We start from the raw sequence: 19,406 nt of genomic DNA, 5'->3' as shown, positions 1-19,406 counted from the left end.
CTTACTCGTTTACAAGTAATTTGATACGACCGGATGAATGCCGGCTGTTTTCAGAGCTGTAAACAAAATGCAGTTTTTGTTTGTCTGCATCCCAGGTTAGAGTTAATAAAACAATACTGTCCGGCAGAATAGGATCCTGGAATTTAATGACTTCCATACCTGCAAAACGGGTGCCGCAGTTAAGCAGTTTCTTGCCGTAAAAAACAGCCCAGTCTATCTGTGTGACACCGGGCAGTAATGGGTATCCTGGAAAATGACCTTCAAAATCAGTAATACCTGCATCAATCTGCAGGGTTAAAACAGCCCTGTTTTCTATAATCTGCTGATCAATAATGGTCGCTTTACGTTGAGACATTTTTTATTCCACTTTCTTTACTGAATTTTTCGTTTTCAAATAATTGTGATATTTCACTGTGCAGGCGTTTTCCCTGTTTATTTACCGGTATTTCAGCAGCAATACGGTAGTGTCTGGGAATAGCGACGGGTTCAATCCATAAACGTAAGGCCTGACGAAGTTTTATCCAGAATTTTCCTTTTCCAAGCGCCTGCATGGTATGTTCCCCCTGCGCGCTAAGCTTAATAACAGCCCCTAAACTCAGACGGTGAATATCATCAATAACCAGTACAACACTTTCATCGATCCATTCCAGCTGATTAAGGCGCTGTTCAACCTCAACTAATGAAATACGTTTTTCTTCGATTTTAACAATTCGATCAACTCGACCTTTCAAAATAAACTGATTATTCTCTAATAATTCACACTGATCGCTGGTCTGATACCATGTTTGCGGATCAATCCACGGCGACTTTAGACTTAAACATCCCAGTTCAACAAGCCGGGCAGATATTCCCGGGAAAAAATTCCAGGCAGTATCAGCCTGCTGCTGTTGACGGTAACCGATCCCACCGGTTTCAGTACTGCCGAATACCTCAAAGGGATACTGGTCAAACAAAGCTTTACACTGCTCTGCGGCTTCATTATTTAACGGACCGCCAGATGAAAAAACAGCACGATAAGCACTGCTTTGTTTATCCTGCGGTAAACGCTTTAATAAAGCCGGGCTGCTGATCAGGCAGCAGTTATTATCAGCACCGGTTAACACCTGCTCGGGGTAAACCAGATCATTAGACTGGAAGGCCCGTCCGGCGCATAAAGGCCATAAAATGCGAAACAGCAGGCCGTATATATGCTGATGAGAGACCGTACTGACAATACTGCAGCCGTCAAGCAGCTCTCCCCATACAAGTTCAAGCTGGGTGATCTCATTGTCTAACATTAATAATGATTTATTGACCGCTTTCGGCAGACCGCTTGACCCGGAAGTAAATAGAGTAATATTTACCTGCTGCAGATCTAATTCAGTAAACGGCAGAGCGCAGCCCGGATGTCTGTCTGTACAAGGCAGTGTCAGCTGCTGCTTGCTGAAATCAGCAGCAACAAGCCCGTCATGCACAACAGCATCAAAATGCTCCGCTAAAGACAGCAGCATTGCCGGCTGGTGATTACCGGGTAAGACAATATTCTTATCAGCATAAACAGCGGCAAAAAAAGCTGTGCAGAAGAGATAACTGTTTTCACAGCAGATCGCCCAGTTTTTTTTATCAGAATTTCGAAGCTTAAGACTTAATGCTTTTATGTCCGATAATAACTGCGCCCAGCAAACCGTTTCTTCTGTCGAGAAGGAAACCAGCTGTTGATCTTCTCTGTCACTGAGCAGTACATTTTTTAGAGAGCTAAAACTCATTCATTTTTTCTTTTAACATAAATACGAACCAGAAATTCAGCAGCGAACAGGGAACCGGCCAGCAGGTAACTGATCAAACCGTTATACAGGGTCCAGATATCAAGTGACAGGAAACTGGTCAGTAGAGAAACGGAACCATTAATAACAAAAAACAGGCACCAGACTTTAGTGACGCTGCGGGTATAACTCACCGCATAATCAGGCAGTTCAGGTTCCTGCAGACGGGCAAAACGCTCAACCATACTCTCTTTCTGCCATAAACTGCAGGCAAATAAAGTAAGCATTAACATATTGACTATAACAGGGTAATAAGTGAACCAGCTGGTATCTTTAAAAGTTATTGCAAGCAGCGCTAAAACAAGCCCCATTGCACCACTTACCCAGGCTATATATTTTAATTCACGTAAACGGGTTTTATTCCCGCCGATAATACGCAGAATAAATAATACACCGAGCACCGCAGCAACCGTTCCAACTCCCCATTGATTTAAGCCGTAATAAACAGCAAATGGATAAGCTAATAAAACAATTGCCGACAATATCGTCAGCAATTTCATTATTTATTTTTCCTGTAGCAGTTCAACAACTGAATTAACTACATCATCAACCGTACGTACCATTTTAAACTCTTCCGGTTTAATTTTTTTACCGGTAAGTTTTTGTAAATGAACCACTAAATCAACAGCATCTAAACTGTCTAAATCAAGATCCTGATAAAGTTTAGTTTCAAGCTGGATATCCGCGGCATCAAGCTCAAACAGTTCAACCAAAGCTTCCTGAACCTGGCTGAAAATTTCATTTTTATTTAATTCAGTCATATTATTAAGCCTTATTTGCTGAAATGTATTTTGCTAAATTTGCAACAGATGCAAAATGCTCTCGTGTCTGTGTATCGTCGGCATCAATAACAACACTGTACTGCTTCTTAATCGCTAACCCCAGCTCTAGGGCATCAATTGAATCTAAACCTAAACCTTCACCAAACAGCGGGGCATCTGTTTCAATATCATCGACACTCATATCTTCAAGATAAAGCGCATCAATGATTAATTTTTTTATTTCTGTGTGTAACTGTTCCATGAATACCTACTCAGTTTTAATGTTCTGGTGCTAAAAGCACATTATATAAATGCTTGTTTAATTTTCTAACGGCTATTGAAGGGGATAGGTTTTCTTCAATAAATGGTTTTATCGAAACTTTATCTTTCACTTCAATATGAAAAAAAGGCCGGCTGTCCGGTACTTGATACCATTTTTTCTCTTTTGTTAAAAATGAAGGACTTACTTTAATATGCACGATACGCAGATCGGTTTCTGTTTTAACTGCTATCTGTGCAGCCCCTCTCTGTAATGACGATTCTTTACCCGGCGTTGTTCTTGTTCCCTCTGGAAAGATCAGCAGAACATTACCGTTTTCAAGCCGCTCAGAGCAGTCATCGAGTAAATTTTCAGGATCTTTATTAGGAATATAACCAGCAGATTTCACAACTCCTTTCATAAAAGGATTATGCCATATCGCTTCTTTAACCAGACAGTCACACTGCCCTAAACGGGAAGTAATTAATACATAATCAATTAAACTAGGATGGTTAGCAACGATTAAACAATTCTGATCGTTTTGTAACTTTTCAGCTCCGACAAATTTATAATCAATCGCGCCGCTGATACGCATTGTTTCGCAGAACAGATAAAAAGAACGCTGAATTATCTTCTGTACTTTTAATTCTCGTTTTTTACTGTTTTCTAATGAAAATGTTAATAAAGGAAAAACAATAAAAGTTAAAGCCAGGCCGCCTATTCCAAACAGGCCGAAACAAAATCCGGTTGCAAAAATCCGCCAGATTTTATTAATTTTTTCATTCAGGCTCATCAGTTCTTTTCCCAATACCAGGCAGTTTTTTTACTGCAGATAGAAACCGTTTTCTGTTCGTTTAACAGATAATCAATACAGCTGAAAGCTTGAGGATAAAAACTTTCACTAAGCTGTTCCTGTTTTACCGCTTTAATTTTGAATTCTCCTCCACCGCTTAATAACAAACCAAGAGCAAAGCCCTGATGTTCAGCCTTTTCGAATGCCTGATAAGGTTCAGGCAGAGGCTCATCAAAATTAACCACTAGTACATTATGATCCGGATGTTCCTGTAGATAACAACCGGCTTCAATAAGTGCACTATGCAGAGTGTTTTCACCGCCGGCCAGAGAACAGACAGGCACGGCCTGCTTAGTTGAGATGGTAAATAATCCGGCGGCCGTATTATGCACTGACTGCGAAAACATAATTGGAGAAGCGTCATTACCGGCAAGGATATCTTCGATTAATTTAACAGTGCGGGTTAGTTCGCCATGACGACTGGCGAAAACAATATAATCGATATGATTGTGCTGCGATAACTGAATGGCAGTCTGCACAGCAAGCTTGCTTAATGAGCTCATACGGCGGCGCATCATAGCAGGAATCAGATTTACAGGAGTTTCATTAAGTACCCCTAGACATAAAGGCTGGTTTTCAACCTGTTCATGCCATTTATTGTGCAGGGCAATACCGGGGCAGAGGGCAAACCAGTTTATGATATTAAAATTAATAAAATCCATTTGCTTTTACTATATTATTTTTTATTAATAGAAAAATAACACAATCAATGAGTTATAGTTCCTCCGAAATCGCATGCTATTTTAACATTAAACTGTTCGTGCTGTTTAGCTATTTTAAGCACAAAGCCTTTATTATTATTTTCTATAGGACAAATATATTCAGCAGCGCCTTACAGCAGGCGTTAATATCCTTTTTATGCTTATGATGTTAATCTTGCGCCTTTAAATAAGGATTCGGTAGCCAGCACAGATACGCACAGCCCTCAGAAGAAAAGCAAAAATTAATCATCACCTTCATTGTAATTTATGCTGTTTTTCTCTTTATTCTTAATGCACTGCCGATAAAGCATAGATTTAAATAACTTACATATGGATTCAACAGGTTACTCAATGACAGATTATACAAACGACCCGTTTACTGCTCTTGAAGCAAAAAACGAAGCGCAGAAACTGGCCTTTTCTCCGATTATTTTTCATACCGCGCGGACGTTACGTGATTTAGGTATTTTAGCGGTTTTAGACAAGGCAGAAAGTGCAGGCCTGAATGCAGTACAGATCAGTGAAAAATCCGGCGTATCCGAATATGGTGTTAAGGTATTATTAGATATGGCATTAAGTGCTCATATTGTTACCTGGAAAAGTCCAAATTATGTAATCGCTAAATTAGGTTACTTTTTATTACATGACGGCATGACCCGCGCTAATTTAGATTTTACAGCTGATGTCTGTTATGCGGCTATGATGCACCTGACCGAAGCAATAGAAGAGGGGACACCAGCTGGTCTTAAAGAGCTGGGTGACTGGCCGACTATTTATGAAGGTTTATCCCGACTGCCGGAAAAAGCCAAAGAAAGCTGGTTTAATTTCGATCACTTCTATTCTGACCGCTCATTCCCGGTTTTATTAGAAAAAGTATTTGAACATAAACCTAAGTCTATTTTTGATATCGGCGGTAATACCGGCAAGTGGTCTCTGCAGTGTGTTAATTACGATAAAGATGTGCAGATGACCATTATTGATCTTCCTCAGCAGATAGAAATGGCGATGAAAAATGCCCGGGAAAAAGGCTTTGCCGAGCGTATTAAAGGCTGCCCGGCCAACATGCTGGATAAAACTCAGGAATTACCGACAGGCGCCGACGCCTGGTGGATGAGTCAGTTCTTAGACTGCTTCTCGCCAATGGAGATATTAAGCATTTTGCAGCGGGTACGCAAAGCGATGCACAGTAATGCCCGTGTCTATATTCTTGAACTGTTCTGGGATGCACAGCGCTACGATGCTGCCGCATTAAGCCTTAATGCAACCTCGCTGTACTTTACCTGCTTAGCTAACGGCAACAGCCGTTTTTACCGTAGTGAAGACTTTTTAGAGATTGTCGAAGCCGCAGGATTTACGGTAGCTAAACGCACCGATGATATAGGTCTTGGTCATACGCTGCTGGAATTAAAAACTGCATAATACCGATCTGGATAAGTAAATGGTCTAAAATTGCGTAGGAAAAATTAATGAGAGCAAGGCGCTTGATTGAACAATAGCTGGCTATTGGGATTGAAAACAACGAAGTTATCGTGAATTTTATCCAGCAAGATTGATCAGGTATTTATCTAGATTGGTATAAATAAACAGACAAAAAAAAAGCGGCCCTTAGGCCGCCTTTCTGCAAAAAGTTAAATAATCACTTTCTGATTAACTTGATAACACGCAGTTGTGCAACAGCTTGTGCAAGCTGAGCAGTAACAAGTGCATAATCCACATCCTGGCCAGGATTTGAAATCTGCTCTTCAGCTGCCCGTTTCGCTTCTTCGGCTTTTGCCAGATCCAGGTCTTCACCTCGAATAGCAGTATCAGCAAGCACGGTTACACCGCCCGGCTGAACCTCAAGAAAACCACCAGAAATGTAAATGACTTCTTCAGCACCATGTTGTTTAACCAATTTAACCATTCCTGGTTTAATCGGCGTCAATAAAGGCGTGTGACCAGGCATAATGCCTAATTCACCTTCTTGACCAGATACTGACAGGTGTGAAACTCGTCCTGAAAACAGAGACTTTTCCGCACTTACAACATCTAAATGTGTGGTCATCGCTTTAGTCATAGTAACCTCCGGTTATTATAAGCCTTTTGCTTTTTCTACTGCTTCTTCAACAGTACCTACGTATAGGAAAGCCTGCTCAGGTACATCATCATAATCACCGGCAATTAGACCTTTAAAGCCAGCTAATGTGTCTTTAAGCGGTACGTAAATCCCCGGGTCGCCAGTGAATACTTCAGCAACGTGGTAAGGCTGAGTTAAGAATTTCTCAATCTTACGAGCACGTGCTACAGCCAGCTTATCTTCTTCAGAAAGCTCATCCATACCTAGGATTGCAATGATATCTTTCAGCTCTTTATAACGCTGCAGGATACCTTGAACACCACGGGCAACATCATAATGCTCCTGACCAACTACCAGCGGGTCAAGCTGACGAGAAGTAGAATCAAGCGGATCGATTGCCGGGTATAAACCTAGCGATGCGATATTACGAGATAATACAACTGTTGCGTCTAAGTGAGCAAAGGTTGTTGCTGGAGACGGATCCGTTAAATCATCGGCAGGTACATATACCGCCTGGATAGATGTAATAGAACCTGTTTTAGTCGATGTAATACGTTCCTGAAGAACCCCCATCTCTTCTGCAAGTGTCGGCTGGTAACCAACGGCAGAAGGCATACGGCCCAGCAGAGCTGATACTTCAGTTCCGGCTAGTGTGTAGCGGTAGATGTTATCAATAAATAGTAAAACGTCTTTACCTTCATCACGGAAACGCTCAGCCATTGTTAAACCAGTCAGGGCAACACGTAAACGGTTTCCTGGCGGCTCGTTCATCTGACCGTAAACCATTGCTACTTTTGATTCTTCAGGCTTTTCAACGTTAACAACGCCGGCTTCCTGCATCTCAAAGTAGAAATCGTTACCTTCACGAGTACGCTCACCAACACCGGCAAAAACAGACAGACCTGAATGTTTTAATGCGATGTTATTGATAAGCTCCATCATGTTTACTGTTTTACCAACACCAGCACCGCCGAACAGGCCGATTTTACCACCTTTTGCGAACGGGCAGATTAAGTCGATAACTTTGATACCAACTTCTAACGTGTCGATAGAAGACGACTGCTCTTCATAAGAAGGCGCAGCACGGTGAATTTCGTAATGCTCATCAGCACCGATATCACCACACTCATCAATCGGCTCACCCAGTACATTCATAATACGGCCTAATGTAGCCGTACCAACAGGTACTGTGATTGCTTGATTGGTATCAGTAACTTCTAGGCCGCGACTCAAACCTTCAGAAGCACCCATTGCGATACAACGAACAACACCGCCGCCGATCTGCTGCTGTACTTCCATTGTTAGATTCTTTTCAGTCACGATCAACGCACTGTAAATATTCGGTACAGCATCTTGTGGGAATTCAACATCCACAACGGCACCGATAATCTGAACGATTTTACCTGTACTCATCTCTGATCCTCTAAAATCATAAATTTGTTAATTTGCTTATACCGCAGCCGCACCGCCGCAAATCTCAGAAAGTTCCTGAGTAATCGCCGCTTGACGTGCTTTATTGGCAACAAGCTGTAACTCGTCAATTAAGGTATTAGCATTATCAGTTGCAGCTTTCATTGCAACCATTCGAGACACCTGCTCACATGCTAAATTTTCTACAACACCTTGATAAACCTGAGATTCAACATAACGAATTAATAATGCATCAAGGATAACCTTTGCATCACCTTCGTAAATATAATCCCATAGGTGTTTAGACACCTCTTCGTCGTCTTCTGCTTTCGGCAGAGGTAACAACTGGTTAACTGACGGTTCTTGTACCATGGTACTAATGAATTTATTGTTCACTATATATAAGCGATCGATTTTGCCTTCATCATAAGCATCTAGCATAATTTTCACCGAACCGATTAAATCATTAACGGTTGGTGCATCACCCAAACCAGAAGTTTGAGCGACTACATTAGCGCCTAAGCCATTGAAGAATGTGGTTGCTTTAGAACCGATAACGGCTAAATCAACTTCAACACCCGCTTCCGAGTGTTCCTGCATTGCTGCAATAACAGGTTTAAACAAGTTAATATTTAAACCGCCACATAAACCACGATCACTTGAAATGACAATATAACCAACACGCTTTATCTCTCTTTCTTCGACATAAGGGTGCTTGTATTCAAGTTTACCAAGTGCGATATGACCAATCACTTTACGCATAGTTTCAGCATAAGCATGAGTGCTAGACATACGCTGCTGCGCACGCCGCATCTTTGATGCAGCAACCATTTCCATGGCGCCAGTGATCTTCTGAGTGTTTTTTACACTCGCGATCTTATTTCTAATTTCTTTATCGCCGGCCATTTCTAGCTCCTAATTAATGCTTAATTAACGACCTGAGCCGTTAACTAATTACCAGGTTTGCGTCGCTTTGAAAGATTCCAAGATAGCCTTGAACTGTCCTTCAATATCTTTGCTGTAATCACCAGTTTCATTAATTTGAGCATAGAACTCAGCATGCTCATTTTTAGCATAAGAGATAAGTGATGCTTCAAAGTCTAAAACTTTTTCTACATCGACATCGTTAAGATATCCTTTCTCTGCAGCGAATAGTGATAACGCCTGTTCAACAACTGACATTGGAGCATATTGTTTCTGCTTCATTAATTCAGTTACTTTTTTACCATGATCAAGCTGCTTGCGCGTTGCATCATCAAGATCCGATGCAAACTGTGCAAAGGCCGCTAATTCACGGTACTGAGCTAGTGCAGTACGGATACCACCAGACAGTTTTTTAATTACTTTACACTGTGCCGCACCACCAACTCGTGATACAGAAATACCCGGATCAACCGCAGGACGAACACCACTATTAAACAGTTCAGTCGTTAAGAAGATCTGACCATCGGTAATAGAGATTACGTTAGTAGGTACGAATGCAGATACATCGCCCGCCTGCGTTTCGATGATTGGTAATGCCGTTAATGAACCGGTTTTACCTTTCACTTCACCCTTAGTGAATTGTTCAACGTAAACTTCGCTTACACGAGATGCACGTTCAAGAAGACGAGAATGAAGATAGAAAACGTCACCAGGGTATGCTTCACGGCCAGGAGGACGTTTAAGCAGTAGTGAAATCTGACGGTAGGCAACAGCCTGTTTAGAAAGATCATCATATACAATCAGTGCATCTTCACCGCGGTCGCGGAAGTATTCACCCATTGAACAACCGGCATAAGGCGCCAGGTACTGCAGTGCAGCAGCTTCAGAAGCAGATGCAACAACAACGATTGTATTTTCTAATGCACCGTGTTCTTCAAGTTTACGTACTACGTTAGCAATAGTTGAGGCTTTCTGGCCGATTGCAACATAGATAGAGTATAAACCTGTTGATTTTTGGTTAATGATTGCATCAATCGCGATAGCAGTTTTACCTACCTGACGGTCACCGATGATTAATTCACGTTGACCACGACCGATTGGAATCATTGAATCGATTGATTTCCAGCCCGTTTGAACAGGCTGATCAACTGATTTACGGTCGATTACACCCGGAGCAATTACTTCGATTGGAGAGTAACCGTCATTATCAATCGGGCCCTTACCGTCAATCGGCTCACCAAGAGTGTTTACAACACGACCTAAAAGACCTTTACCTACAGGTACTTCAAGAATACGACCAGTTGATTTAACTTTTTCGCCTTCTTTAAGATCACGGTAAGGTCCCATTACTACCGCACCTACCGAGTCACGCTCAAGGTTAAGTGCCATAGCAAAGCTGCCGTTTGGTAATTCGATCATCTCACCCTGCATACATTCAGCAAGGCCGTTGATGCGAATAATACCATCGCTTACAGAAACGATTGTACCTTCATTACGCGCTTCACTTACCGCTTCGAATTTTTCAATTCGCTGCTTGATAAGGTCGCTAATTTCAGTGGAATTCAGTTGCATGCCAATTTCCCATTAAGATTGTAAAGTATCAGATAAACGATTCAGCTGACCGCTAGCAGTGCTATCAATCACTAAATCACCCGCAGTAATTACCATTCCGGAAATCAGGGATTTATCAATACTACAATTAAGATTTACTTTTCGTGCGAGACGTTTTTCTAACGATCTGCTTAACTCTTCTTTTTGCTTTTTAGCTAATGCATAAGCAGAAACGACGATAACGTCAATCTCTTGATTATGTTCAGTAACTAAGTCGGCATAGAGTTCAACTACGCGAGGTAAAACACTCAAACGTCCATTTTCAGCCATTAGATTAATTAAGTTCTGACCTCTTTTATCAAGCTTGTCATCACAGATATTAATCAATAAATCGGCTAGCTCTTGCGCTGTTTTCGTGCTGCTTAATATAACTTCAACTGTTGGATTAGTAACAACTTCAGCAGCAAAGGACAACATTTCAGACCAGGCTTTAATATTGTTATTTTCAACAGCAAGTTCAAAAGCAGCTCTTGCGTAAGGGCGAGCTACGGTAGTCAATTCAGACATAAGCTCGTTCCTTATAGTTCAGCAACCAATTTATCAATAATGTCGCTGTTCGCTTCTTTATCAATAGAACGTTTAATAATTTTCTCGGCACCGGCAATCGCAAGAGCAGATACTTGTTGACGTAACTCTTCACGAGCACGGCTACGTTCACTTTCAACTTCAGCTTCGCCCTGGGCAACGATCTTCAATCGCTCAGTTTCACCTTCCATTTTCGCTTCTTCAACGATTTGAGCACGACGTTTGTTTGCTTGTTCAACGATTTCAGCAGCTTGAGATTTTGCTTCTTTTAATCGTTCAATTGATTTAGCCTGAGCTAACTCAAGATCTTTTCCGGCACGTTCAGCTTGCGTTAAACCGTCAGAAATTTTCTTTTGTCGCTCTTCAATAGCAGCAATCAATGGCGGCCACACGTACTTCATGCAGAACAAAACAAACAAAGCAAATGCTATTGCTTGGCCTATTAGAGTGGCATTTATATTCATAACCGATCCTCAATAATATAGTTAATTAGGAACTGTTAGTTATGCTGCTAGTAAGCCTACAAACGGGTTTGCAAATACAAAGAAAAGTGCAACACCAACCGCGATCATAGAGATAGCATCTAGTAGACCAGCTACGATGAACATTTTAACTTGAAGAGCAGGAGCCATTTCAGGTTGACGAGCAGAAGCTTCTAAAAATTTACCGCCTAAAAGTGCAAAACCAATTGCCGTACCAAATGCAGCGGCACCGATCATGAAAGCAACAGCCAGCGTAGTAAATCCGATAACAGTTTCCATTTTTTTTCTCCGAGATAGTTAAGTTATTTAAAAATTAAATAGTATAAAAAATTAGTGATCTTCATGCGCCATGCTGAGATAAACAACAGTCAGCATCATGAAAATAAAGGCCTGCAGCAATACAATCAAAATGTGGAATATCGCCCACGGCACGTAAAGTGCGGATTGAGCCCACCAAGGGACTAATGCTATCAGGATAAATATCAACTCACCTGCGTACATATTACCAAACAAACGAAGCGCTAACGAAATAGGCTTCGCAATCAAAGTAACAAATTCCAGAACAAAGTTAAAAGGAATCATTATCCAATGATTGAAGGGCTGCATAGTAAGTTCTTTTACGAACCCAGATAAACCTTTAATCTTAATGCTGTAATAAACAATCAATGCAAATACACTTAAAGACAGGCCGAAAGTTATATTCAGATCAGTTGTTGGTACAATTTTAAGATAAGGCACACCTAATATGCGACTGGCGGCTTCAGGTACAAAATCAACAGGTATTAAGTCCATCGTATTCATCAGGATAATCCAGACAAACAGCGTCAGGGCTAACGGCGCAACAGCTACGCTGCTTCGACCGTGGAATGATCCCTTTACAGAACTATCAATAAGTTCAATAACCATTTCAACTAAGCATTGAAATTTTCCAGGAACACCTGTAGTTGCTTTTTTTCCGACCCTGTAAAAAAGAGCTAAGAAAAGCGCACCTAAGCCAACAGAAAACAGTAATGAATCAATGTGCCATGTCCAAAATCCAGCATCAGCACAAGCATGATTAAATGCTATTCCACCATCAACAGTACACATCTGTGCATTGGTAAGATGATGTTGGATATAACCGGTTGGAGTTACAGCAGCAGTCATTTGTCATCCCGTTGTTGTTGTTGAAAAAAGAAAGGCGCTAACCACTGTGAGGCCACTAATATTGCAAATGCGGCATAAAACGAACTTAAAGATAAAGTTGTGAAATACAGAAATGCAACAAAGAGAACCACAGTTAAACAAAGCTTTATTGCCTCTCCTGCGAAAAACCCCTTAACGATCATATTTGATTTACTAGCACCTACATGTGCAAAAGTCATTAAAACAAAGATTACATTAGGGAGCACATAAGTCATTCCTCCAGCTAAAGCTGAATAACCAGGCTTAGCAGAAAAAATGACTGTTGAAATCAGTGCAAGAAGAAGCACCAGCAAAAATTGAAAGCGCACTAACTTCAGCCCGGCTCTCTGACTTTTAACTGCTAGTTTATCGACCATTATGATTTCCTTTTATTTTTCAGCCTGCAGCACAATAAGGTGTTTTTTATTAACAACTTCTATGACACAGATTAAAAATATTGCGCAAAGTATACCGACAAAGCCTATCAATGCAATATAGAGCATACGCAATGACCGGATAAGTTAGTTATAGTGTTAACAAAATAACGTTTTTATGAAAGGTTAATTTGTTATTGAGCAATAATGAAAATAAATTACACCTCGCGTAATAAAACCACAAGAAAAGCAGGGGGTTTTATTGATCTAGGTTAATTACCACTAGCAAAGCCACAAGCTACATGTAATTAATTTCCAATTTTACCGGGTGTTTATTACACCCAGCATCGGCAATGGAAAGGTCATTATATTTACTAAGCAGCTTCCCTGCAGCTGAAAAGCAGAGCTTATTTTGCAGATTAACGGCTTAATGATTATCACGCCAATTATTCTGCAGAATAAACTGTCAGCTCTTTTACAGCAAGGGTCTTTACAGACACCAGGGTAATAATTCAAAGGAGTTTATTTATTAAGCGTCATAAAAAATGTGAGCTAGAGCAATAGAATAATAATCACAGGTATCGAGAAAAAAATCGTTAACAAAATATGTTGTTTTGGAACAGGGGAATATTCTAAATTCCCCTTAAATAAGAGATTTTTATCTCTGATTTTAAGCAGAGTCTTACAGGGTGTGAGCAGGAGTTTAAACTTATCGCTCAGTTTTGTTCAATAATCGAAATTAATGCATCTAAATCAGCCAGAGATTTATAATCAATAACCAGTTTACCGGCACCTTTTTTACCCGGTTTAGAGGTTACCGCTAACCCGAATTTATCCTGTAACGTATTAATAATCTGAACCTCTTTCGCACCAGGCTGAGGAGGCTCTTTAACTGGTTTGGGGTTTAATGCATTTTTAACTAGGCGCTCAGTTTCACGAACCGTTAATGACTTGGCGGCAACGATCTTTGCCAGTTCAGACTGCAGCGGTCCTTCGCAGGCCAGCAGTGCTCTGGCATGTCCCATCTCAATATCACCATGCTCCAGCAGGACTTTTACGTCATCATTTAAGTTATTTAAACGCAGCAGATTACTGACCGTTGTTCGTGATTTACCAACTGCTTTTGCAACTTCACTATGGGTTAGCTCAAACTCTTCTAAAAGCCGTTTTAATGCAATGGCTTCCTCCATCGCGTTTAAATTTTCCCGCTGAATGTTTTCTATTAACGCAATGGCAATAGCAGCATCATCTTCAACATTTTTTATTAAACAGGGGACATTTTTAAGGCCGACAATTTTCGCAGCGCGCCAGCGTCTTTCACCGGCAATAATTTCATATTTTTGATGACCGGTTTCTCTAACTACCACCGGCTGAATAATCCCCTGGGCACGGATAGAATTGGCTAATTCGTCAAGCGCCTGCGGAGACATATCACGGCGAGGCTGGTATTTACCGCCGTGTAGACACTCAATATCAAGATCCGTCAGTGCACCTTTAATATCATCAACTAATTGTTGGGTTTTTTCAGCATTAAAATCATGAGACACCTGTTTTTTACGGCTGTCGGTGCTGCTGCTAAGTAAAGAATCAAGCCCTTTACCTAAACCTCTTTTTTTCCCTAACATGAGAATTCCTATTTAAACTGTTTCCAGGCTGTTTTGTTCGAGCTGTTCTTCACGACGTAAGATCTCCCCCGCTAATGCTAAATATGCTTTAGCGCCGGTTGATGATTTATCGTAATACATAACAGGGGTACTGAAGCTAGGTGCTTCAGCAAGGCGGATATTACGTGGAATAATAGTTCTATAGACCTTTTCACCAAAGTGTTTTTTGAGTTGATCAGAGACATCTGTAGACAGGCGGTTACGCGGATCGTACATAGTACGTAAAATACCTTCGATCTTAAGATCTGAATTCACCACAGAAGCAAGTTTACTGATGGTATCGATCAGCGCAGTTAAACCTTCCAATGCATAATATTCACACTGCATTGGTACTAATACAGAATCAGAAGCTGTCATTGCATTTACAGTTAACATATTTAATGAAGGCGGGCAGTCTATAAAAATATAATCGTATTTATCTTTATAATCGATTAGAGCGCTGCGTAAGCGTGTTTCGCGTGAGAAAAACGTCATTAATTTAACTTCAGCAGCCGTAACATCACTATTAGCTGCCACTAGTTCATAACCGCCGGAAGTTTCAGTTTCGACAACTTTATCTAACGGCAGTTCTTCAATAAGCAGATCGTAAGCGGTATGGGCAACGTCATACTTATCAACACCGCTGCCCATAGTTGCATTACCTTGCGGATCTAAATCAATCACCAGTACTTTGCGCTTTGTTGCCGCCATAGAAGCAGCTAAATTAACACAGGTAGTTGTTTTACCAACTCCGCCTTTCTGGTTCGCGATTGCAATTATTTTACCCACAAAAACCTACTTATAAATTAAGTTATTAATACCAATGTTAAATACGCTTCACTTTAACTAAACAACGTTCACCTTCAAGATCCGGCACATTTAAAGAGATAGATTCAATGAATTTAAAATCATTATCTAAATTAGCAACTTCCTGCTCAGGAAACTGCCCCTTCAGTGCTAAAAAGTGACCGTTTTCATTAGGCAGATGTTTACACCAGAAAAGCATGTCTTGAAGTGAAGCAAATGCTCGACTGAGAACAACATCAAACTTCTGTTCCGGCTGATACTCTTCAACTCGGCTCTGTACCGCAGTTACATTTTTTAAACCAAGCTCAAGGAGAACCTGACGAATAAAGCGCAGGCGTTTTCCTAAGCTGTCTAGTAAGACAAACTGCTTATCAGGATTTAAAATTGCCAGAGGCAGCCCAGGTAAACCGGGGCCTGTACCCACATCAATAAAGCGCTCCCCCTGCAGGTACGGAGATACAACTATACTGTCCATTATATGTTTGACAAGCATTTGCTTAGGATCTCTTACAGAAGTGAGATTGTACGCTTTATTCCATTTATTCAATAATTCTACTAATTGTATTAACTGATTTTGTTGTAATTCAGAGACTTCAAGATCAGTTTTTTCAAGCATATCTTGTAATTGCTGTAACAGACTCATTTTATAAAACCTTACGTCTTAAACCATTTTTCTTCAAATAAATCAACAGTATAGATATAGCTGCTGGAGTTATACCGGATATTCTTGAAGCTTGTCCAATATTTTCAGGTTTTATGTCATTCAGTTTGGCAGTAACTTCATTTGATAAACCTTTAATATCGGTATAATCAAGATCGTTCGGCAGCAGAGTATCTTCATGACGTTTTAGTTTTTCGATCTCATCTAACTGACGATCAATATAACCTTGATATTTGATTTTAATTTCAACCTGCTCAGCCGCCTGTACATTTTCAATTGCCGGTCCTAATCCGTCTACAGACATTAACCCATCATAAGTGACTTCAGGACGGCGAATCATAGCTTCAAGCGTACTTTCTCTCTGCATCGGATTTTTCAATAAAGCATTAATCTGCTCAGCATTAACTGAAGTTGGGTTAACCCATTGACTTTTCAAGCGCTGCAGTTCAATTTCAATTGCTTCTTGTTTCTCACTAAAAGCTTTCCAGCGAATATCATCAACCAGACCTAGTTCACGGCCTTTTTCAGTTAAACGTGCATCGGCATTATCTTCACGAAGCAGTAAACGGTATTCGGCTCTGCTGGTAAACATACGGTATGGTTCTTTTGTTCCAAGAGTTGAAAGATCATCAACCAGTACACCAATATATGCTTCGTCACGTCTTGGGCACCAGCCTTCTTTATTCTGCGCCATTAAACCGGCGTTCATGCCGGCTAATAAACCTTGGGCGGCAGCTTCTTCATAACCAGTTGTACCGTTAATCTGGCCGGCAAAAAACAACCCGTTGATATATTTACTCTCTAAAGTAGATTTAAGGTCCCGCGGGTCAAAATAGTCATATTCAATAGCATAACCAGGACGAGTAATAAATGCGTTTTCAAACCCCTTCATGGAACGAATAAAATCAACCTGAACATCAAAAGGTAAACTCGTAGATATCCCGTTAGGATAAACTTCATGTGTTGTTAACCCTTCCGGTTCAACAAATATCTGATGTGAATTTTTGTCAGCAAAACGCATGATTTTATCTTCAATGGATGGACAGTAACGCGGTCCTATTCCTTCAATTACACCAGAATACATTGGGCTTCGGTGTAAATTGTTACGAATAATATCGTGAGTTTTTTCATTAGTATGGGTAATAAAACACGGGATCTGTTTAGGATGATCGTTACGGTTTCCTAAAAATGAAAAAACCGGAGTAGGATTATCACCATGTTGAGTTTCTAAAACAGAAAAATCAATAGAGCGTGCATCAATACGTGCAGGCGTACCGGTTTTTAAACGATCCATACGCAGAGGAAGATCTTTTAATCTTTCAGCCAGGCCGATTGAAGCTGGATCACCTGCTCGACCGCCGCTGTAATTTTTTAAACCGATATGAATTAAACCGTTTAAGAATGTACCTACAGTTAATACAACGGTTTTAGCTGAAAATTTAACACCCATTTTAGTGACAACACCAGTCACCTGATCATTTTCAACAATAAGATCTTCAACTTCCTGCTGAAAAATTTTTAAATTTTCCTGATTCTCAAGTTTTTCTCGGATAGCTGTTTTATATAAAAGACGATCTGCTTGTGCTCTGGTTGCACGTACAGCAGGTCCTTTACTTGAGTTAAGTGTTCTGAATTGAATACCACCCTTATCGATAGCATTTGCCATCAAACCGCCTAAAGCATCAACTTCTTTAACCAAGTGTCCTTTACCGATACCGCCAATAGCAGGGTTACATGACATTTGACCTAATGTTTCAATATTGTGGGTTAATAACAGAGTGCTCATACCCATACGTGCGGATGAAGCGGCTGCTTCAGTACCTGCATGGCCACCGCCAATAACAATTACATCAAAATGTTCGTGGTAATTCATTCGTCTTCCAAAACTTGAGTTAAAAATTTAAAAAAGGATTTTACCTTTTTCCTAGCTAAGAAGACACACATAAGATCAAATCAATAGTATTAGTATTATATATAGATCTTTAAAGATCTTTTATTACTATACTTATTAAGTAATTGAGTTTCTGTGTAAAAACTGTTTTTTAATTTAAAGATCAGGATCTTAGATTGGATCCTAAAGTGTGATCAAAAATAGATCTAAGCGGGATTAATCTTGGGATATTTTAGCGGGTTATACACAGGGGGAATTACCCACAACTTTATGCAAAGTTTAAACAAAACTAATTAAATACTTATAAAGACTTTATGCACAACAGCCTGTGGGTAAATATATTATTAATCTTCAATAATATCGTTTAGATCTTCAATCCACATAGGGATCCATTCTAAAACATGATCTTCCGGGATTGGATATTCTGCAACATCAATTTCAAAACGTTCTCCTAAACGGACTGCTCCCATATCTTCTAATAAAAAATCTATATTCTTAGAAGCTTCACAATAAGTATCGTAATTTGAATCTCCAATACCGACTATGCCGTAACGAACTTCATTTAAAGGAGCATTAACCTGCTGCAGCTGCTCGACAAAAGGTTTGAAATTTTCCGGATAATCACCGGCACCATGAGTAGAAACACAAATCAGCCATATTTGATCTTCTTGTAAAGATAAATTATTTAAATCCGGATCAAAATGCAGTTCGCTGTCAAAACCAGCTTCTTCTAACAAAGGCTGTATAGCTTCCGCTACATATTCAGCGCCGCCTAGTGTACTGCCTACTAATATTTGTATATTGCTCATTGGTCTTCTCCATAAAATGTACTTCTACTATATAAGGGAAAATACAATTAATGAATTTATGTAACCTAATAATAGTGAATGGTGCTGAAATTGCCGAACAAAACAGCAGATTGTGTGAAAAATATTCGTTCAGATAATTTATTGAAAAAAACATAAATAAACACTTGCCAATGTTCCTCTAATCCCTATAATGCGACCCCACAGACACGGGGTACAACGCAAGTTGCCAAGTGACTGAGAACAAAAGAGGTTAGTTTTTAAAAACGTTAAACGTTGTTTGAAAACATTGAATTTCATATTTTAGAAAGATTAATTATCTTTACAAAATATTAAATAATAAGCCTTGACTATGTTCGCTGGTGACGTAATATACGCACCTCGCCGAAAGGCACGCTCTTTAACAATTTAATCAAACAATCTGTGTGGACACTTATTGTTGATGTGATTTCAAAAAAAATCAAAGACCTTACTTGTAAGGCAACATCAATATTTAGTGACACACGAATTAATTCATTAATTCAGAATAACCAATCACTTCGGTGATTAGTTTTAGTCAGTAATATTGAGCTTGCTTCTCTTTTTCTCACGAAAAAGAAAGCGTATTAAACTTTAAATTGAAGAGTTTGATCATGGCTCAGATTGAACGCTGGCGGCAGGCTTAACACATGCAAGT

Annotated in this window: 22 protein-coding genes and 1 rRNA gene; 2 read left to right on the top strand and 21 right to left on the bottom strand. The window is 40.0% G+C overall.

Annotated features, from left to right (window positions below; translation table 11 throughout):
• Position 1 precedes the first annotated feature (1 nt).
• Genes G337_RS0114195 through G337_RS0114165 form a run of 7 tightly spaced genes read right to left on the bottom strand, consistent with a single transcriptional unit; the run spans position 2 to position 4,337 of the window.
• Positions 2-355, bottom strand: a complete 354-nt coding sequence (locus G337_RS0114195; RefSeq protein WP_028864485.1) for an ApeI family dehydratase — start codon at positions 353-355, stop codon at positions 2-4.
• Positions 342-1,745, bottom strand: a complete 1,404-nt coding sequence (locus G337_RS0114190) for an AMP-binding protein (protein ID WP_028864484.1) — start codon at positions 1,743-1,745, stop codon at positions 342-344. Before G337_RS0114190 ends, G337_RS0114195 begins: the two co-directional genes overlap by 14 nt.
• Positions 1,742-2,302 (bottom strand): COG4648 family protein, encoded by a 561-nt coding sequence (locus tag G337_RS0114185; RefSeq protein WP_028864483.1) that lies wholly within the window; start codon positions 2,300-2,302, stop codon positions 1,742-1,744. Before G337_RS0114185 ends, G337_RS0114190 begins: the two co-directional genes overlap by 4 nt.
• A gap of 3 nt (positions 2,303-2,305) precedes the next feature.
• Positions 2,306-2,563, bottom strand: a complete 258-nt coding sequence (locus tag G337_RS0114180; RefSeq protein WP_028864482.1) for an acyl carrier protein — start codon at positions 2,561-2,563, stop codon at positions 2,306-2,308.
• Positions 2,564-2,567: 4 nt separating this feature from the next.
• Positions 2,568-2,825, bottom strand: coding sequence for a phosphopantetheine-binding protein (locus tag G337_RS0114175; protein ID WP_028864481.1), 258 nt, complete (start codon positions 2,823-2,825; stop codon positions 2,568-2,570).
• A 16-nt stretch (positions 2,826-2,841) separates the two neighbouring features.
• Positions 2,842-3,615, bottom strand: coding sequence for a lysophospholipid acyltransferase family protein (locus G337_RS0114170; protein WP_028864480.1), 774 nt, complete (start codon positions 3,613-3,615; stop codon positions 2,842-2,844).
• Positions 3,615-4,337: a beta-ketoacyl synthase chain length factor gene (locus G337_RS0114165; RefSeq protein ID WP_028864479.1), complete on the bottom strand. Its 723-nt coding sequence runs from the start codon at positions 4,335-4,337 to the stop codon at positions 3,615-3,617. Before G337_RS0114165 ends, G337_RS0114170 begins: the two co-directional genes overlap by 1 nt.
• A gap of 390 nt (positions 4,338-4,727) precedes the next feature.
• On the opposite strand from G337_RS0114165, the gene G337_RS0114160 reads away from it, so the two are divergent.
• Positions 4,728-5,795: a methyltransferase gene (locus G337_RS0114160; protein WP_028864478.1), complete on the top strand. Its 1,068-nt coding sequence runs from the start codon at positions 4,728-4,730 to the stop codon at positions 5,793-5,795.
• A 217-nt stretch (positions 5,796-6,012) separates the two neighbouring features.
• Here G337_RS0114160 and G337_RS0114155 read toward each other — a convergent pair whose 3' ends face one another.
• The 14 genes from G337_RS0114155 to mioC all read right to left on the bottom strand — a co-directional run bounded on the left by G337_RS0114155 (position 6,013) and on the right by mioC (position 18,733).
• Positions 6,013-6,432, bottom strand: coding sequence for a F0F1 ATP synthase subunit epsilon (locus G337_RS0114155; protein WP_028864477.1), 420 nt, complete (start codon positions 6,430-6,432; stop codon positions 6,013-6,015).
• Positions 6,433-6,447: 15 nt separating this feature from the next.
• A complete protein-coding gene (gene atpD / locus G337_RS0114150) occupies positions 6,448-7,845 on the bottom strand; it encodes a F0F1 ATP synthase subunit beta (RefSeq protein ID WP_028864476.1) in 1,398 nt (465 codons plus the stop codon).
• 36 nt (positions 7,846-7,881) lie between these two features.
• Positions 7,882-8,748, bottom strand: a complete 867-nt coding sequence (gene atpG / locus G337_RS0114145) for a F0F1 ATP synthase subunit gamma (RefSeq protein WP_028864475.1) — start codon at positions 8,746-8,748, stop codon at positions 7,882-7,884.
• Positions 8,749-8,796: 48 nt separating this feature from the next.
• Complete coding sequence (atpA, locus tag G337_RS0114140) at positions 8,797-10,338, bottom strand: F0F1 ATP synthase subunit alpha (protein ID WP_028864474.1); 1,542 nt, start codon at positions 10,336-10,338, stop codon at positions 8,797-8,799.
• Positions 10,339-10,350: 12 nt separating this feature from the next.
• Positions 10,351-10,884 (bottom strand): F0F1 ATP synthase subunit delta, encoded by a 534-nt coding sequence (atpH, locus tag G337_RS0114135; protein ID WP_028864473.1) that lies wholly within the window; start codon positions 10,882-10,884, stop codon positions 10,351-10,353.
• Positions 10,885-10,895: 11 nt separating this feature from the next.
• On the bottom strand, positions 10,896-11,366 hold the full coding sequence (atpF, locus tag G337_RS0114130) for a F0F1 ATP synthase subunit B (RefSeq protein ID WP_028864472.1): 471 nt from the start codon (positions 11,364-11,366) through the stop codon (positions 10,896-10,898).
• Between the two features lie 39 nt (positions 11,367-11,405).
• Positions 11,406-11,663 (bottom strand): F0F1 ATP synthase subunit C, encoded by a 258-nt coding sequence (gene atpE, locus G337_RS0114125; protein ID WP_019616210.1) that lies wholly within the window; start codon positions 11,661-11,663, stop codon positions 11,406-11,408.
• Between the two features lie 51 nt (positions 11,664-11,714).
• Positions 11,715-12,530: a F0F1 ATP synthase subunit A gene (gene atpB / locus G337_RS0114120; protein ID WP_028864471.1), complete on the bottom strand. Its 816-nt coding sequence runs from the start codon at positions 12,528-12,530 to the stop codon at positions 11,715-11,717.
• Complete coding sequence (locus G337_RS0114115; RefSeq protein ID WP_028864470.1) at positions 12,527-12,925, bottom strand: ATP synthase subunit I; 399 nt, start codon at positions 12,923-12,925, stop codon at positions 12,527-12,529. Before G337_RS0114115 ends, atpB begins: the two co-directional genes overlap by 4 nt.
• A 713-nt stretch (positions 12,926-13,638) precedes the next feature.
• Positions 13,639-14,547, bottom strand: a complete 909-nt coding sequence (locus tag G337_RS0114105; protein ID WP_028864469.1) for a ParB/RepB/Spo0J family partition protein — start codon at positions 14,545-14,547, stop codon at positions 13,639-13,641.
• A gap of 12 nt (positions 14,548-14,559) precedes the next feature.
• Entirely contained in the window at positions 14,560-15,354 is a 795-nt protein-coding gene (locus G337_RS0114100) for a ParA family protein (protein WP_028864468.1), read from the bottom strand.
• A 37-nt stretch (positions 15,355-15,391) separates the two neighbouring features.
• A complete protein-coding gene (gene rsmG, locus G337_RS0114095) occupies positions 15,392-16,015 on the bottom strand; it encodes a 16S rRNA (guanine(527)-N(7))-methyltransferase RsmG (RefSeq protein WP_157619322.1) in 624 nt (207 codons plus the stop codon).
• 1 nt (position 16,016) lies between these two features.
• The gene (gene mnmG, locus G337_RS0114090; protein ID WP_028864466.1) at positions 16,017-17,906 is read right to left on the bottom strand and encodes a tRNA uridine-5-carboxymethylaminomethyl(34) synthesis enzyme MnmG; all 1,890 of its coding nucleotides are present in this window, start codon (positions 17,904-17,906) and stop codon (positions 16,017-16,019) included.
• Between the two features lie 362 nt (positions 17,907-18,268).
• Positions 18,269-18,733, bottom strand: coding sequence for an FMN-binding protein MioC (gene mioC, locus G337_RS0114085; protein ID WP_028864465.1), 465 nt, complete (start codon positions 18,731-18,733; stop codon positions 18,269-18,271).
• A gap of 611 nt (positions 18,734-19,344) precedes the next feature.
• Here mioC and G337_RS0114080 point away from each other — a divergent pair.
• Positions 19,345-19,406, top strand: a 16S ribosomal RNA gene (locus tag G337_RS0114080); the annotation flags it as partial.

This window comes from Psychromonas aquimarina ATCC BAA-1526 (genome assembly GCF_000428725.1).
GTDB lineage: Bacteria > Pseudomonadota > Gammaproteobacteria > Enterobacterales > Psychromonadaceae > Psychromonas > Psychromonas aquimarina.
Note: the sequence above shows the minus strand (reverse complement) of the source record. Positions and strands in the feature narration are given on the sequence as shown.